This window comes from Aureimonas sp. AU12 (assembly GCF_001463705.1).
Lineage (GTDB): Bacteria > Pseudomonadota > Alphaproteobacteria > Rhizobiales > Rhizobiaceae > Aureimonas.
In genome coordinates this window covers 35,839-51,810 of sequence record NZ_BBWH01000023.1, presented here as the reverse complement: position 1 = coordinate 51,810, position 15,972 = coordinate 35,839, and the positions used below count along the sequence as shown (strand labels likewise).

General features: G+C 66.5%; 20 protein-coding genes. All 20 read right to left on the bottom strand.

Features of this window, described 5'->3' with window-relative positions; all coding sequences use genetic code 11:
• Window positions 1-32 precede the first annotated feature (32 nt).
• The 20 genes from AUL33_RS22665 to AUL33_RS22770 all read right to left on the bottom strand — a co-directional run bounded on the left by AUL33_RS22665 (window position 33) and on the right by AUL33_RS22770 (window position 15,876).
• A complete protein-coding gene (locus AUL33_RS22665; RefSeq protein ID WP_062206795.1) occupies window positions 33-242 on the bottom strand; it encodes a hypothetical protein in 210 nt (69 codons plus the stop codon).
• Window positions 243-316: 74 nt separating this feature from the next.
• Window positions 317-664: a hypothetical protein gene (locus AUL33_RS09085; RefSeq protein WP_062206794.1), complete on the bottom strand. Its 348-nt coding sequence runs from the start codon at window positions 662-664 to the stop codon at window positions 317-319.
• A 115-nt stretch (window positions 665-779) separates the two neighbouring features.
• On the bottom strand, window positions 780-1,247 hold the full coding sequence (locus AUL33_RS09080; RefSeq protein ID WP_062206793.1) for a hypothetical protein: 468 nt from the start codon (window positions 1,245-1,247) through the stop codon (window positions 780-782).
• Between the two features lie 104 nt (window positions 1,248-1,351).
• Window positions 1,352-1,597, bottom strand: a complete 246-nt coding sequence (locus AUL33_RS09075) for a hypothetical protein (protein ID WP_062206791.1) — start codon at window positions 1,595-1,597, stop codon at window positions 1,352-1,354.
• Entirely contained in the window at window positions 1,594-2,025 is a 432-nt protein-coding gene (locus AUL33_RS09070) for a phage tail terminator-like protein (protein ID WP_062206788.1), read from the bottom strand. The genes AUL33_RS09075 and AUL33_RS09070 overlap by 4 nt, the downstream gene beginning before the upstream one ends.
• Before the next feature lies 1 nt (window position 2,026).
• Window positions 2,027-2,689 carry a hypothetical protein gene (locus AUL33_RS09065; protein ID WP_062206786.1) on the bottom strand — a complete coding sequence of 221 codons (663 nt, stop codon included), beginning with the start codon at window positions 2,687-2,689 and terminating at the stop codon, window positions 2,027-2,029.
• Entirely contained in the window at window positions 2,686-3,012 is a 327-nt protein-coding gene (locus tag AUL33_RS09060) for a hypothetical protein (protein WP_062206785.1), read from the bottom strand. The genes AUL33_RS09065 and AUL33_RS09060 overlap by 4 nt, the downstream gene beginning before the upstream one ends.
• Window positions 3,009-3,638, bottom strand: a complete 630-nt coding sequence (locus tag AUL33_RS09055; protein ID WP_062206783.1) for a hypothetical protein — start codon at window positions 3,636-3,638, stop codon at window positions 3,009-3,011. The genes AUL33_RS09060 and AUL33_RS09055 overlap by 4 nt, the downstream gene beginning before the upstream one ends.
• A gap of 5 nt (window positions 3,639-3,643) precedes the next feature.
• Window positions 3,644-4,294, bottom strand: coding sequence for a hypothetical protein (locus tag AUL33_RS09050; RefSeq protein WP_062206781.1), 651 nt, complete (start codon window positions 4,292-4,294; stop codon window positions 3,644-3,646).
• Window positions 4,295-4,356: 62 nt separating this feature from the next.
• The gene (locus tag AUL33_RS09045; RefSeq protein ID WP_082652461.1) at window positions 4,357-5,655 is read right to left on the bottom strand and encodes a phage major capsid protein; all 1,299 of its coding nucleotides are present in this window, start codon (window positions 5,653-5,655) and stop codon (window positions 4,357-4,359) included.
• A gap of 10 nt (window positions 5,656-5,665) precedes the next feature.
• Window positions 5,666-6,541 (bottom strand): HK97 family phage prohead protease, encoded by an 876-nt coding sequence (locus AUL33_RS09040; protein ID WP_062206779.1) that lies wholly within the window; start codon window positions 6,539-6,541, stop codon window positions 5,666-5,668.
• Between the two features lie 49 nt (window positions 6,542-6,590).
• Window positions 6,591-7,853 (bottom strand): phage portal protein, encoded by a 1,263-nt coding sequence (locus AUL33_RS09035; protein WP_062206777.1) that lies wholly within the window; start codon window positions 7,851-7,853, stop codon window positions 6,591-6,593.
• 1 nt (window position 7,854) lies between these two features.
• On the bottom strand, window positions 7,855-9,339 hold the full coding sequence (locus AUL33_RS09030; protein WP_244492087.1) for a terminase large subunit: 1,485 nt from the start codon (window positions 9,337-9,339) through the stop codon (window positions 7,855-7,857).
• A gap of 259 nt (window positions 9,340-9,598) precedes the next feature.
• Window positions 9,599-10,246: a P27 family phage terminase small subunit gene (locus AUL33_RS09025; RefSeq protein ID WP_062206775.1), complete on the bottom strand. Its 648-nt coding sequence runs from the start codon at window positions 10,244-10,246 to the stop codon at window positions 9,599-9,601.
• A gap of 157 nt (window positions 10,247-10,403) precedes the next feature.
• Window positions 10,404-10,769, bottom strand: a complete 366-nt coding sequence (locus tag AUL33_RS09020; protein WP_062206773.1) for a hypothetical protein — start codon at window positions 10,767-10,769, stop codon at window positions 10,404-10,406.
• A 91-nt stretch (window positions 10,770-10,860) separates the two neighbouring features.
• Window positions 10,861-11,691 (bottom strand): hypothetical protein, encoded by an 831-nt coding sequence (locus AUL33_RS09015; protein ID WP_082652470.1) that lies wholly within the window; start codon window positions 11,689-11,691, stop codon window positions 10,861-10,863.
• Between the two features lie 454 nt (window positions 11,692-12,145).
• Window positions 12,146-13,987 carry a phage/plasmid primase, P4 family gene (locus AUL33_RS09010; RefSeq protein WP_062206769.1) on the bottom strand — a complete coding sequence of 614 codons (1,842 nt, stop codon included), beginning with the start codon at window positions 13,985-13,987 and terminating at the stop codon, window positions 12,146-12,148.
• Window position 13,988: 1 nt separating this feature from the next.
• A complete protein-coding gene (locus AUL33_RS09005; RefSeq protein ID WP_062206767.1) occupies window positions 13,989-15,284 on the bottom strand; it encodes a hypothetical protein in 1,296 nt (431 codons plus the stop codon).
• Window positions 15,281-15,685, bottom strand: coding sequence for a hypothetical protein (locus AUL33_RS09000; RefSeq protein WP_082652469.1), 405 nt, complete (start codon window positions 15,683-15,685; stop codon window positions 15,281-15,283). The genes AUL33_RS09005 and AUL33_RS09000 overlap by 4 nt, the downstream gene beginning before the upstream one ends.
• Complete coding sequence (locus tag AUL33_RS22770; RefSeq protein ID WP_244492080.1) at window positions 15,682-15,876, bottom strand: hypothetical protein; 195 nt, start codon at window positions 15,874-15,876, stop codon at window positions 15,682-15,684. The genes AUL33_RS09000 and AUL33_RS22770 overlap by 4 nt, the downstream gene beginning before the upstream one ends.
• Window positions 15,877-15,972 lie beyond the last annotated feature (96 nt).

Sequence of the window (15,972 nt, the reverse complement as noted above, 5' to 3'; positions counted from 1 at the left end):
GGGAACAGAAAAGGGCGGCCCGTGAGCCGCCCTCAATCATCGTCGTCGGGGTCGACGGCCCGCCGGCGAAACATCGCCATGACGTTGCGTGCCGATGCGACCATCTCTTCGTCGGTCTGGTCTGGCGGCGGGGGTTCCTCGACCTGATGGCCGTGGATGCGCATCTGGAACCGATGCTCGGCGCCGCGCTCGGCCTGCGCCGCGTCGATCGCCAGCCGGAGGCGGCCGAGATCACACGACATGATCTCGTCATCGCTCCAGGCCGGCAGGGCGACCAGCGCCGCCCTGTAGATCGAGACGTGCAGCTCGTCGGGCGTTAGCCCTCGCCGCCGTTTCCCGTCGAGGCGTCTTCCTCGTCGGCGTCGGGATCCTTGCCGCCGTTCTGGAGGAGCGTCAGATACTTCGAGACCGGGTCGCTCAATTTGCGCATGCCGGCGCTCCAGACCAATTCCTTCAGGTCTTCGGTCGAGATGTTCTTCGCCGTCACGATGCCGGTCTTCACGACGAACTGGAACGCGTCGAGGTTGCCGTTCAGCGCCGCCTGCATGGCACCGACGAGGCCGCCGAACTGGCGCGAGATCGCGGTCGCGGCTTTCAGGCTCGGCCGCAGGAGATGGGTATCGCCGCCGAGTTCGACTTCGACGTCATTGGAAAGGGGGGTCATGGGATTGTCCTATCGGGTTCGCGTGTCGCGAGTTCGGGTGTCATCGGGTTCGGGGGAGTTGGGCGGCGGCGCGCCCGATACTTCACGCCGCCGCCCTCGCCTGCAGGCGATGGGGTCAGACGGCGGCGGGCTTCGAGATCGGAGCTTCATCGAGTTCGAGATTGAAGGTGATCTTCTGTGCGTCGTTCGAGCCGCCGAAATCCTTGTTCCGGCTCAGGACGTAACAGGTGAGGTAATCGACCTCGAACTTGCCCTTGCCGACCGGGATGGTGACGCGGATGTTGTAGCGGTCGTCGGTATCAGCGGCGGCGATGCCGGCGAGCTGGCCGGGATCGTTCGGCTGACGGTCGCAGGCGAGCGTCATCGACCCGGCGTTGCGGGTGCCGACCGCTTTCTTCGTCCGACCCGAATTGACGTGGTCGGACGTGATCAGCGAGGCCGTGTCGCCGAAGCCGCCGATGTTCGTGATGCCGTCGAACTCGACATAGGTCGTGTCGGCCTCAAAGGTCGCCAGCGTCACGACGTCTTCCGACGCCTTGCCGATCGCGACCTTCGTCTTGCCGGTTTTATAGATGCGGGACATGGCCGCTCCTCTCTATGGTCAGGGCAACAAAAAACCGCCCCTCAAGGGCGGCCATGGATCTCGCCGGCGGCGAGAGTTCGGAAAGCTGCGAAGGCGTCGGGCGTTTAGGCCGCCGAGGCCTTCGTGTCGGACTTCGAGGCCGCATCGGTCGACGTCGACGCGATCAGGGCCTTCGTTTCTTCCTTCGTCGTCGCGATCTCGATCAGCCCTGCGCGCACCTTGGCGGCAACATGCGGGTTGTCGGCGTCGATCTCGACCTTGGCGGTTTCGCCCGGCAGGATCTCGACGGCATCCTTGCCCTTCTGCGGCAGGATCTGCGGACGATCGGAACGATTGGCGACGGTGATCATGGTGATATCTCCGGTTGCTGGAATTGAAACTCGTAAGGCACGCTGAACGAAAGCCGGAAGTAAGCATCCGTCTCGTTACGGTCGTCGATGACCGGCGAGCCCGGCGCCATGCACCACAGACCTTCGAACTCTTCGCTGCGGAACAGAGCCGCGATCCGCTCCGCCCAGGTCGGCCCTTGGCCGAGCCCTTCGCCCTTTGGCAGGGCGATGACAAAGCGGAACGTCCCCTGTTCGGAAAACCACTGGCCGCCCGGCGCCCCGACCGTCGCGGGATCCGAGCGGCACCAGGGAAACTGCAGCACGACGAAGGCCGTGCGCGTCTTGTCGGCGCCGGGCTTCTCGTTCACTTCTCGGATCGGACAATCCGGCTCGACGAAGCCGGCACGGAAGCGGGCGTCGACGGCAGCAATCACATGCGGGTGCGCCATGTCAGTTCGGCCTCACGGTGATCGCGGGTTGTCGTTTCAGCCACTCCTGCAGGTCCGCCCCTTTGAGGTCGCGATCCTTGCGCGTCATGCTGGTCTTGCCGGCCCAGGCATCGAGCGCGCCAGCGCCCTCCAGTGAGCGCCAGGCGAAGCCGATCCGGGCGATGTTGCCGAACCGCTGCGCCGCCATCGTCGCGACGCCCTCATAGAGACCGTCCGGGACTTTCTTCGACCAGCCCTTCTCGATCCGCCGGGCATAGGGCTGGACGTTGATGAAGGCGTATTCCTCGCCGTCCGGGTAAGGCGTTCCCGGCACATGCGGCACCCCGTCGACGTAGAGGACGTGACTGCGCGCGAACTGCCCCGTCAGCACCGGACTGTTCTTCATCAGCTCGTCGCCGATCCAGATCAGCGTCTCGGTGACGAGATTGAAGCGGGCGACGATCACGCCATCGGGTTTCACCGAGGCGAGCGGCGCGCCCTCCCGGCCGTCGACGATCTGACGATGCGGAGCGGGCCGATCGGCCGTGCCATTGATCCGCTTTGCCTCGCTGATCTTTTCCAGCGCATAAGCCGCCAGTTTTCTCGAGCGCACCCTCGGCGAGGAATGCGCCGCGAAACTCAATTCGACCTCGCGGAAGATCGGCGCGATCTTCGAAGGCTTCATCGCCCGCCCGCCGTGACTTCGTAGGCGATCAGCGTGCCGTCGACGCGGCGCCGCTGGTCGTCGACCGTGTTGACGTAGAGTTCCGCGCCGTCGACGATCGCGAGGTCGCCCTCGCGTAGCGGATCGGACCAGGTGACACCCGACGCTAGGACGAGAAGCTTGCGCTTACCCTCCTGGATGCCGCCGACGATCTCGGCCTCGTCGAAGTCCACGACCTTCGCACGCGCCTGGCAATCGGCCTCGCCGTCGCGGCGAAGCGCGATCCGCCAGCGCGGCATTTCCTCATGATAGGCTTGCAGCATCTCGCGGGCGCGCGGGGTCATGAGTAAACCCGATACGGTGCGAGGAGCGCGTCCTCGGTGGCGGTGATGCCCTTGCGAACATCGTCCGGGTTCATCCAGGTCGTCGCGCCGACACCCTCGACGGTGCGTGAGCGCAGCGCCATGTCGGCCCGGCTTACCGCGAGCATGCGCCCGACCATGAGCACGAGCGCCTGGACGATCGGTGCGGCGGCCTTCTCGACCGCCGCACCGTCATCGCCATAACCGGCGACGAAGCGAATGCGCACACCCTGTCCGATCGCGCCGACTCTCGGCCAGGACCCGACCGGCAGCACCCGGCCGAACTCGCCCTTCAACACCCGGTAGGAGGATCGCGGGATCGGAAGCTCGGCGCCGGCGTCGTCGGTGACGGTGATCTCGACGACCTCTTGGAACGGCGGGAACGGGAGCCGAAGCTCGCCGCATGGGAACTCGTCGAGATAGAGGTCCCAGGTTTGCGTGATCAGCGCCCGTTCGAGCGAGCCCCGCACACCCTCCAGCGACTGCCGGGCGGCGGTGATGAAGGCGCCGATCCGATCGTCGACCTCGAACAGGCCGAGACGCTTGGCGACCTCGTCGGCCTCGATCGGCTCGACCGCTGGAGCGGTATGCAGGACCAGGTCGGGCATGGGCGTTAACTCGACTTCTTGCTGGCCTTCGGCGACGCGGTGGCGGCGTCAGGCTCTGCAGCCGGCGCGACCGGGGCGGGTTCGGCACCCTCTGCCGGGCTTGTCGCTTCCGCGTTTCCACCGTCACCGCCAACAACGGTATCGGCAGACGCGCCGGCAGGCGACGCCAAGCTGCGAGCTTCGTCGACTTTCACCGCGAAGGAAGCGATCAGGTCTTCAGCCTGCAGACGCGCCTCTTCGGCACGCGCCTGATGCCGCTCAATCCAGCGGTCGGCCTCTTCGCGTTCGTACTCGACACGAAGGCGATGGCCTTCGATATCGGAGTCGGCCTCCGCCGCCACTTGGTTGACGCGTTCGCGGATGGCCTCGATCTGCTTGGCCGCCGCGTCATCGGCCGCCTGGTAGCGCTTCCAGTCGGACGCCGACACGCTGTAATGAGCTTCGAGCGGGCCGACCTCCCCGTTGAGGTCCGCCGGGTTCGTCGGCTCCGCACTGCCGAGCCGCACCAGGTCGCGGGCATGCAGAAGATCGGTTTCGAACTCCTGTCCCGAGACGACGGCGCCGCCCTTCGTGCCCTCGCTCGCACCCTCGGCGAAGACGGTAATACGGTCGCTGGCGAAGACGGTGAGCGACTTCAGTCTGACTTGATCGGCCACGGCCGTATCCTTTCGAACGAGGAACGAGAAAGGCGGCCCGGAGGCCGCCTATGCTGTCACGATCAGGAGAAGGTGCCGCGCACCATGGCCTGCGGACGGTAGATCGCCAGCGCCAGGCGCTCTTCGGCGAGGACCGTCACCATGTTCTTCACGAAGTTGTCGCGGTCTTCGGTCGAGATCAGCACGTCCGCGTCCTCGCGGTCGAAGATCTGCGCAGCATAGCGAAGCGCGCCGGTGAGGAAATTGTTCTGCGGCATCGCCAGCGACTGCGCGACCGGAAGTCCCCACAGGGTCGGACCCAGCAAAGATGCAGGATTGGCCCAGATATAGTTGCCGCCGGCGTCCTTCGTGAGTTCGATATCCGCCCAATCGGTCGGATGCAGAACCGTGCCGGTCGCCGGGTAGAGCGCCAGCGTCGCCTGCAGCATGGCGAGCCGCAAAAGATCGAGCTTCGTCGGCATCTTCACGGTGACGCCGGACGGAGCCGAGTAGACCGAGGCGAGCGTCATCAGGCCGGTGAGGTTCGTCCCCGTGCCGTCGCCGAGAAGAAGCTGTTCATCCTCGCGGTACGCCAGACCGTAGCGAAGGCGACCGTCGATGACGCTCTGCAGCTGCGGCGCGTCGGCGAGGATCTGTTTCGAGGCCGGGATCCAGTGCGCGATGGTGCGGACGTTCGTCGTCACCAGCTCGAAGGTGATGTTCGACTCCGGCTTCGGCGCCGAGGGGTTCTCGGCGACGGTCGCGGCGTTGTTCGTGAACACCTTCTCTCGCGCATACTCGATCGAGGCCGAGACCGTGCGGCCGGGCGTCAGGAGATCGCGAACGACGAGACCGCGGCGCGGCAGCTCGACCATGCCGGCCTGGCGATCGGCGGGCACGAGCGCGGTCGAGGCCGAGGCGCCGGTCGCGCTGGCCGAGGTGATCGCCTTCACCTCGACGCGGAACTGCCCCTTGAAGGACGTGCCGCGCGGCGAGGCCGCCTTGTATTCCTCGCTCTCGACGACGATCTCGCCCGCCGACTTGTGTTCAGTGGCGCCGCTCGCGCCAGGGCGACGTGCGAGCTTCTGTTCGACCTCGCCGAGACGGGCCGAGATCCCGTTCATCTCGACGAGCGCCTTGTCGGCCGCTTCCTTGGTTTCGTCCGTCACCTTGCCGAGGTTCTTGATCTCGGTGTTCGCCTTCTCGGCGAAGGTCTTCACCTCGTCGGTGGCGGTCTTCAGATCCTTGGCGAGCTGGCCGAGATCGCGATCGTCGCCGCCCCCTCCGCCGCCCTCGTTCGGCGGGGCGAGCATGATGCGGGGACCGACATGCGAGGCAAAGATCGCGGCGATGGATGCGCCGCGCAGAATACGCTGGGTCATGGGAATGTCCTCAAGAGAAGGAAGGAAGCTTGAAGCCGTCGAGGACACTGCGGAGCGCCGACGTGTCCTCGGATTTCGTCTCGCCGCCCTCATCCCGAGGGACAGACTTGAACCGGCGCTCGGCAACGGCGCTGGCCTCGGATCGAGACAGACTGAACTCCTCCCGGAGCATCCGCTCGATCTCGCGAACGGTCGGAATTTCCTTCCAGCCGTCGAGATCGGTCGGGGCGCGCGTGCCCGTCAGGGCCTCGTGCGCGTCCCGCAAATGGTTCATCAGCAGCGCCTTATCGCGCGGGCTGGAATAGGCGTAATTCTCGCCCATCGACTTGTCGTGCAGCCGCATGGCGGCGGCGATGGCGGTCGAGGCGCGGAGCGGGTCGCTCTCGGATTTGATCCCGGACACCTGCGCCTCGATGTTCGAGGGATCGCGGACGATCGAGATCTCGACGAGATCGAGTGTGTTCAGCGTCCGGCGGGGCTGCCCCGCCTTGCGCCCCGTCGCGGCGCCGCCCGGCGCCACCCGATAGCCGATCGACAGGCCGCGCATGGCGCCGTCCTGCATCAGTCCGCGCAGCCGGCGCCCGTGATCGGTGTCGAGCGCGCTGATCTTGCCCTTCACCTTCAGGCCGCGCGAGTCTTCCTCGACCTCCTGCCAGACACCGGAGGGCAGACTGTCGCCGCCGAGTGCCGGGCCATGCTGGACGAACATCGCCGGCATCGTGCCCTTGGCCTTGTGCTGCGCGAGGCTCGCCGCGAAGGCACCCGGCGCGATCAGGTCGCCGTGACTGTCGATGTTGCCGAAGATCGCGCCATAGCCCTCGAACTCGCCCACGCCCTCGGACGCGAACTTGAGTTCGAGCGGCGCAACGAAGTTGCTACCGTCCATTGTCTTCCCTCGATTGTGGCAGGGCGCCGAAGCGCGATCGGACGCGCCGTCAGGCGTCGTCGTCAGGTGCGGTCTTCACCGCGACTTGCGTCCCGAGCCGATCCACCGGCGACAGGTTGGTTTGCGCCGTGTAGATCTCGCCGCCGGCATAGGGCGGCATGTTCTCGCGCTGGCGGACTTCGTTGCGGCTCCAGATGCCGTTCTGCACGTAGGTCGAGATCAGCTCGGCCCGCGTCTTGCTGTCAGCCCGCAGCAACCCCTCGATATTGAACTCCGGGTGCAGCCCGGCGCGCCGATCGGGGGTGATCAGCGAGCGCTTCGCCGCCGACTCGATCCGCTTCAGGATGCTGCGCAGGCCGAGGACCAGCCAGCCGAGCATGATCTGTTCAACGCCCGATCCCCACATGGTCTGCCCCGACGAGGAGTGACCGATCAGGATCGGCGGGACGTTGAACCACCGGCAGATCTCTTCGACGTGGAAGGCGCGCGTTTCCAGCATCTGCGCGTCTTCCGGCGTGAACGTCACCGGCGAGAACTTCATGCCGCCTTCTGCCAGGAACACGCCGCCCGCGTTCATGGCGCCGGCGAAGGGAGCGATCACGTTCTCGCGGATATCCTTGCGCTGGTCCGGCTTGAGGATCTGCGACATTTCGAGGACACCACTCGGCCGAACGCCGTTGGCGAACATCTTTGCCGCCGCCTTGTCCGCCGCACGGGCCGCGCCGAGCGTCTGGCGGCCGTAGAGGATCGGCGACAGGCCGACGTCGCCGCCGTTGCCGAACCCTCGAACATGCATGACCTCGTCTTCGGTCAGCTCGCGCCGGCCCTTCGGGTCGCCGTAACGGTAGACACGGGCGCCGCTCTCGTCGCGGCCGACCCGCATCCAGTCCGCCCGAAGCGGCAGGAGCGCCACCAGGCGCGATCCGATGAAGACCTTCTCGGCGTAGGCGTTGCCCCAGGTGAGGATGCAGAAGACAACGCCCTCCCAAAACTCGACCGCCGTCTGGTCCGCGTTCGGCTGGTCGTGAAGGATCCCATAGAGGGGATCATCCTTTGCCACCGTCCGGCTGCCGTCCCGCTCGTCGCGGTAGAGCATGAACGGCAGGGTCGCCACCGTTTCCGAGATCAGACGAACGCAAGCCCAGGCGGTCGCCAGCTGCAACGCCACGTCGACGGTGACGGTCTCGCCGGCGTCGCTTTCACCGCCGCCGCCGAGGACCCGGCTCCAGATCCGCGACGCCTTCGCGTCGGTCGTGCTGATGTTATGGCCGGACTTGATCAGCCAGCCGCCAATGGCATCGCGAACGCCCATGTCAGCCGAACACCGGGTTGGACAGGAACTCGTCCATGGTTGGGACCTCTTCCCTGTTGGTCGCCAGGGCGGTTGCCATGACGCTGGCAACGATGCCGTCGATCTTGTCCGCGCTGCCCTTTTTGGCCGGCACGTAGTTCAGGTTTTCGTCGAAGCGGACCTGACAATGCCCCGCCATCCAGGCGAGGACCGGGTGCCCGCCGTGGTCGATCTGCCCGGCGAAGACCATTCGTTCGAACTCTTTGGTCGCCTCGCCGAGCGTCGCCGTGCCCTGCCGCATGCGCACCATCAGCTCGACCGGGAAGCCGTTGGCTTCGAGATCGGTCATCAGCTTGACGGCGTTCCAGGGATCGAAGCCTTGCGCGACCAGATTGAAGTGCGCGGCGTCCTCTTCGATGGCCTTCAGGACATAGTTTTGATCGACGCTATCGCCTGGCGTCGTCATGAGCGCGCCCCGTTGCACCCATCCTTTCCAGTCGACGCGCCGATCCTGACTGGCGCGCTCGTCGAGCGTCCCCTCCGGCACCCAAAACCGGGGGATCAGCGTCCACCGATCGTCGTCGCCTTCAGGCTCAATCATCACGACTTGCGCCGTGAGATCGCGCGTCGCGGACACATCGCAAGCCGAGAACGCGCGGCGCCCGCGCATCCGCTCGCGCAGGGTCCTCCAGCCGTCAGGCTCGATCGCGCACAGCTTCCATTTCGACTTCGGAATCCAGCCGCCGACTTGGTCGACCCATCGGTTCAGATGGTAGCACTGGAAGATCGCTTCCTTGACCGGCTTGCCCTTCGCCGCCTTGAACTCGGTGCGCAGGTAATCGAGCGTTGGTGTCAGGCCGAGCGAGGGGTTCGCCTTCCGCCAGATGGCCTCATCCGTCCAGTCATCTTCCTCGCCGATCGCGAAGTGAACGACGAGGATGCGGGGATCGTCGGCGACCCCCGACATGATCTCCAGACTTTCGTTGTACCACTCCCACCCGACGCGCCCGGACTTGCGCCCCGCCGTCGAGGCGTACAACTCGATCGGCTGCAGGCGAGCGCCCGTGCCCTGCCGCAGCGTGTCCGCCAGCTCGCGCGTGATCCACTCGTGGATCTCGTCGCCGACGATCACGGTCGGGGATCGGCCATGCTTTCCATCCGGCTTCCCGGTGAGGAGATGCAAGGTCGATCCGGTCTCCCGCAGGAAGATCGATTTCTTCATGAGGATGATCCGCACGTTGCCATGCCGATCCTCGCGAAGCCCCACCCCTTCCGAGATGATGGCCGCCATCTTGTCGAAGGCGACCCGGCCCTGGTCTTCGTTGCGGCCGAAGACGTAGCCCTCGGCGCCCGGCACCTTTTCGAGGCAGAAGAACAGGACACCGAGCGCCGCCAGGAACTCGGACTTGCCGTTCTTGCGCGGGATCCAGAGATCCAGCCGCCGGAACACGCGAACCTGCGCGACCGCTTGCAGATGCGTCGCCGGGTCGACGATCTCGATCGGCATCTTCCAGCCGACCAGGAGGCGAACCGTAATCTCCTGCCAGAGCAGGAGTTTAAACGGCACGCCCCGGAAGCGGTCGTTCGTCAGGCGGAAGATGCGCGGCCAGGCCAGCACCACCGCGTCGGCCTTGGCAGTATCGAACCACGATCCCTCGACCTTGCCGGCCCGTCGCCAGGCGAGCACCGCCCATTCATAGGCGGGATCGCTCGCGACGGGATGAAGCCAGGGCGGCAGCTCCGTCGCGAGCGTGTCCGTCATCGCGTCACTGCATCGTCGACGGCGATCGAGCGTCCGCGCCGTTCATGAGGTCCATCGGGTCGGCCGAGGCGTCGTGCGCAGTCGCAGCCACGCCGGGCGCATCCGCCGCCGGCGCCGCCGGGCGGGACGCGCCGAACAGGTCGCCTTGCTGTGAGCGGTTGAAGCTCTCGACCCGAACGAGCGCGCCATCGGAGCGCGGGTTGAAGCCGAAGTCATCCTCGATCGCGCGCAGGATCGGCTCGGCTTGCTGCATGATCTTGATCGCCGGATGCTGGATGACGCGCTCGGCGCCGCCGACCGGCGTCCACTTCATGGTGAAGCCGCCCTTCGGACAGTCGCGCCGCAGGTCTTCCGCCGCGCCCTCATACATCTGCGACCACATGCAGTAGCGCGTGAGGGCCGCCCGATAGCCAGGCCGCCGCCGCCCGGACGCGAGAAGCGTCTCGGTGAGCGACTTCCACAGCTCGATCGCACGCCGATAGTAGGCGGGCGCCTTCGTGAAGAGCACCGGCACGGCGAACGGGTGAGCCTCGCTCGCCTCGCGCTCGGCCTGGTCCGCAGCGGCATTGATCCGGCGATCCGTCATCGGCTTGCGCTTGCCGGGGTATCCTTTGGCCGCCTGCAAGGCGGGATCATCCTTGCGTCGACCCATCGTGAACCCCTTGGCGAGGCCGATCCGACCCCGCAGTTCAAAAGAAAAAGTTTCGCCAGCGGAAATTTCGCGCAGACAAAGAGCGAGTTAACCTGCCGGTCCCGCCCCTTAGGCCCCCGACTTTCGACCCCCCCCTCCCCCTCGTGTCACTTTTCGGTCACAGGCCGGGTCGGCGGGTGACTGGGGGGCCTGAGGCGGCCTCGCGGCGCTCCTCTCGCTGCACCTCGCCGTCGTGGCAGGGCTTACAGAGGGGTTCGAAGGGGCCGGCGAAGAACTTGACCGGGTCGCCGTGGTGGCGCTCGACGTGGTTGACGACGGTCGCCGGCACGACGAGGCCGGACGAGGCGCAGCGACGGCATAGCGGCTCGGCCGCGAAGACCGAGACGCGGATCGCCTGCCACTGCGGCGTCTTATAGAGGGCGCGCCATGGATGCGCTTGGCGCCGCCGAGCTTCGTACTCTCGTTCGAGGACGATGCGCGTTGGCTGATGACGAGGACGGAAGGACGCTGGCCGTGTCGGCATCGGTCCTCCTCAAACGAAAACCCCGGCAGCGTCTCCGCTCCGGGGTTGGGTTCCTCGCACCATGAGAGGTATGTCAAATTCCACCCGCGCGTCAAGCGGCCTCATTGCCCGCCTGACGCGGCTCTGTGGATTTCGCCGCGACGAGAACCCGAGGCTGCGAAGGCCCTTCCTCACCCTCCCAAGGCCACATGGGAACGCGGCAGGGTAGAACCGTGAAGCGTCCGAGACGGCGAGCCAGATCACCCGCCAACGCATGCAGGGCGAGCGCCCATAGCTGATAATCGACCCGCTCGGACACCAGCACCGAAGGCGAAGGATCGAGATAGTGCTTCCGATAGGCGCCCTCATAGGGCCGCTGCCGGGACTTGTTGTAGCCGTCGACCTCGACGTCGCATGACGGGCGCCCCTGCCCGATCGGTTGGCGCACCATCCGAAACCAAGCGGGCTTGCCGTTGGCACCGCAGACCAGCCGACGGAAGATAGGTCCATGGTCGTGCCATGGCGGAGTGCGACCCGTCATGGCGAGCCGCCGGATAAGCGCCGCCAGGCGGTCCCCCTTCGGTGCCGCGATGGCAAGGCCGTCCCGGTGCGCGTCCGCCATCTCGGCCGCCGTCAGGCCTGTGCAGTCGCCGAGGGCGCTCCACCCCTCCGGCATGGCGATCTCCCACGACGCCAGCCCCTGCACCGCCTCGTGAACAATCAGCGCATCAGGGTCCGGGTACTCCAGCGCCCGAACGTCCGGCGCCCTGCCCGACGTATCGACCCGAACGCCGAGGATCGCCAGCCGCGTGATCGAGTCCCAGGGCGCCGGGCTGGCTAGGAACTCCTCCCGCTCGTCGTCGAGGAACCGCTCCAGTTTCGGAAGCTCCTCCCCATAGGTCCAAGCCAGCAAAGCACTAATTTCGATGGGTTTCTTACTCACAGCCAAGCCTTGCGATAGTTGAACGATAGTTTTCGAGAGTTTGAGAGGGTTGGCAGAAGATCGATAGATCTATTGATTTCAGTGGCTTGGTTGGATTTAGAGAGGGTTGCGATAGTTTTCGGGGTCCATCAGCATAAGACCGAGACTAGGCCGGAATAGTCGTTTCGCGCGTATACGCGAGGAACCCTCGCAGACCCTCGCAAACCTCGGCGCCACAAGGCGTTGCCACGTTTCCCCTCACTCTCGCAAACCCTCTCCAACCCTCGCAAACCCTCGCGCCCTGAAGGCGCACCTTTCCCGATCCCTCGCGAAGAGGGTTCGGAAGCAACCGACCGATCGAAACCCGAGACCGAACAGGATCAGGGCGGACGCGGCATGGCACAGATCCCCAGGCAGGGCCGAGAATGAGCGCCACGCGCAGCGGGGCGCAAAGGGAGGGAGCAGGAGGGCATGGCTATTCCTCGCCGTCCCTTGGCTCCGGCCCGGCATAGCCTTCCGGGTAATCGTCCGGCTGCTCGGCTTCCGTCTTGCTCCGCCGCCGGCGCTCCGGCACGTTGACGAGCTGGACGTTCAGATAGCGCCGTGTGCGCCCGTCCTCGCGCTCGTGATGCTTCACCATGATCTTGCCGAAGCCCGTCATCGAGATCGGCTTGTTCGCCGTGTCCTCGGCCCAGGCGACATAGGCTTCATACATCTCCATAGCCGTGACAGCCTCGCCCTGACTGTGCAGCACGCAGCGCTCGCGGAAGGCCGCGGTCGGGTCCATGGCGGCCTGATACTTCCGGGTCTGACGCACGACGTCTTCCGGGATCGTCAGCCCCTCGCGCAGGTAGATCAGTGCGCCTTCGATCAGCCAGTTCAGGATGCCGGAATGCTCCGGCTCGAACTCGCCGACGACCTCTTCGAAGTTGCGCTGGCGAGCGTCGTCGAGCACGATCGGCCAATAGATGACGGTCATGCGGCGCCAGATGCCGTTGCTCATGTCCGAGATCTTTGGATAGCCGTTGCCGCTCATATGCGCGGTGAAGATCGGCCAGAACTCGAAATAGCCTTGGAACAGCTGACGAACCGGGATCTTCTCACCGCCCGTCAGTTTCTTCACCAGGTCGACGCGCAGTTCCTCGCCTTCCGGCAGCTCCTGGACGCGCAGGAGCCGGGCATTGTGCAGCCGGGCGAGATCCGGCGATGCCGCGCCGGCTTGGCCGCTATCACCGAAGAAGCTGTTCGCCTCCAGCGTCACGGCATAGCCGCCGAGCACCCGGCAGATGACTTCCATCAGGATCGACTTGCCGTTCGCGCCCTTGCCGAGATGGAAGAACAGCTTCTGCACGGTCACGCCAAGAAGGCCGAGGCCGAAGGCGACCTGGATCAAACGGCGGTTGGCCGCGTCGGGTACGAACTCCTCGAGGAAGGCCGTAAGATGCGGACACTTCGCGTTCGGGTCATAGGCGGTCGGCACGACGGCCGTGGAGTAATCCTCGCGCTCATGACCGACTTTCACGCTGACGCGCGCATACTTCGCGGGGATCGCGTCGGGCGCATCGGCCGGGGCGTCCTCGCGCTCCAGGTCGGGGTTCGGCACCAGCTCCGTCCCGTGGTGGAACGTGAGAGTGTGCCCCTTCACCGCGACCTTGTGGTGATGCGAGTTGAAGGCGTCGGCCGGGCGCATCAGGTGCGGCGCCGCGCACTTAAGCATTGCGGTCAGCTTGTTGGCGTTCTTTGCCGCGATGCCCCACTGGATCCGCTTGCCCATCCGTCCCGATAGCTTCTCCAGCACGTCGTCGGCACGCGCGACTTTGATGATCTCGGCGGGCGAGCGCGCGTCCTCGTCTTTATCGCGGGCTTCCATCGCGGCTTCGATCACGCGCGTTTCGCCGTTCGTTGGCACCAGCTCGGCGGCCTCCAACTGGATGCGCTCGCCGAGGAGCTGCGCGAGACCGAGCGCCGCCTGATTGCCGTTGGACAGGTCCCAATGCTGGCCGTTCCAGACGCCATAGGCTGCATCCTTGCCGCCTTCCTGCTTCAGCACGACGAGATCACTGCCGAAGTGAGCGATCAGCCGCCGCGCGTTGTCGGTGTCGGACTGATCGAGATGCGAGCACCACCAGACGGTGTTCGGCTCTGGCGTCTCGGTCTGGCGCGCCCGCGGAATGTCGAGAGATCGGGCAACCGGAAGGGCTTCGCCCTCCTCTGGAGCGTCCGCAGGTTCGGCGCTCGCCGTTGCGGTTGCCTGCGCCTGCGCGGCCGCCAGGGCCTCGCGCACGATCGCAAGGTTCGGATCGTCTTTTTTGGCCATGTCAGTTTCCGAGGGGAGAGAGTGAGACGATATCGGAGAAGTCCATTCCCGCAGGCGGCCAGGCGATGCCGACGATGGCGCCGCCCGCTCCGAGCCGAGCCTTGCCGCGCGCCATGTCGGAGGCGGTGGCGTAAGGTTCGCTGTCGCTATCAGCGATCAGCAGGATCTCGTTCACCCAGGGCGGCACCTGCATCGCGTCGTCGGGCGATTGATCGGCGCGCGGGATCGGCCCTTTGACGAAGACGGGGCGCATCACCCCATTCTTGTCCGGCTTGCGAATCTCGGGATGCGTGAAACGCGATGTCTGATCGGCGGGGCCGGCGAGATTGCCGAGGTCGCCGGCGGCGGCATAGATCGTGTCGGCGCGAGGCCCCTCCGCCAGCGCCGCGATCACCGTGTTCTCAATCCCCTCGCCGCTGACGAAGCGCGGGCGGTGCGGATCGGGCAGGATCAGCCCGTCATGCTGGTAGAACCCGATGAGCGGGATCAGCCCGCCCTTCTTCGTGCCGCGCATTTTCTTCGACGGCAGAGGGTCGCCGCGCGGTGCCGCCGGGTCGAGAATGAGCGGGCGGAACTTCGGCCGCCGCGCGAGATCGATCCACGTCAGATGACAGCCGATGACATGCCCGGAAGGCGCCACGAACGGCGCCACCATGGCCGGACCCGTGAACAGCTCGACGGGCACGCGGCGCGGGTCGCGTTCGTCCCGGCCATGCCAGTAGGTCTCGGCCGCGATCGTCCGCAGGAAGGGCGCCACCGGCAGATCGCGAATGTAGCGCTGCAGGCGCCGCGCGAGATAGGTCAGGTGCAGGCCATCGGGCTCGCCGTGCTGCCACTTGCCGCGCGCCTTGGCTTGCTCGGCCGCCCGGAAGTCGTGCGCCTCGCCTTCGCGTTGCGCCGCCGACGCCTCGGCCGCTTGCTTACGCGCCGCGATGCGTTCGGCCCGCTCGCGCGTCGCCGCCTCGTCCTCGTCGCGGCCATCCGGCACAGATCGGCCGAGCACGGCCGCGCAGGCTTCGAGGAAGTCGCCACCGCGCTTCAAGTCGAGGCCGAGCACATGCGCGGCCAGGCCGATCGCATCACGGCCCTCGGCCGCGCCACGGCAAAGCCAACCGACACCGGGCTTCACCTGCAGCCGGTCCCGGCCGCCACAAAGCGGACACGGGCCGACATGCTCGCCCGTGACGGACATAGCCCGCAAGCCGCCGAGCGGCAGCAAGGGCATGGCCTCGCCGATCCCAACGCCGCGCGCCTCCTCGACGAACAGATCCCGCAGCCGGGCGGCGACCGCGCTCATTGCAGCGACCCTGGCAGGAGCTGGCGCGGCACGAGGACGATCGGCGCATAGACGCGGCCGAACGACATGCGCCCCGACCGAATGGCGCCTGGCAGCGTCAGGAGCGCCGTCGCCCAATCGCCGATCCAAAGCGTCGGCGCGAAGATCTCGGCCAGCGCCGGGTGCGCGGTCGCGACGGCGATGAACTTCGAACCCGGCACCGGCTCCAGCGCGACGCCCATCGTGCGAAGCGTGCGGGCAGAGAGATGGGCGATCGGTCGGCCACGAACGACGTCGGCCACAGAGCCACCGCCGCGCACCGCCGCGTTCATCAGATACGCAAGGCACCCGGCGCCATCCTCCAGCGCCAGGTCGAAGGGATCACGACGGGCCGAAGCGCCCGCATCGCAGACGACATTCACCGGCCAGGCCTCATGCAATAGGTCGTGGATTTCAGGTGCGGGCGCTCGGACAGGACGACTTCCGTCCGGCGCCAAGAGCGGCGTCCGCTGCGCCGATCGCGATCCTCGCGGCGGAACTCGCTGGCGAGACGATTGATCGCCTGGAACACGCCGCGCGCCTGCGCGTCCGACCGTTCCCAACGGTGCGCCATGTAAAGGTCATACAGCTCGGCGCCCCGATCGCGGCGCCGGTTGTTCCAGGCCATCCGGCAGGGCGAGGCACAGAACTCGCGCTCACGTGCGCCAGG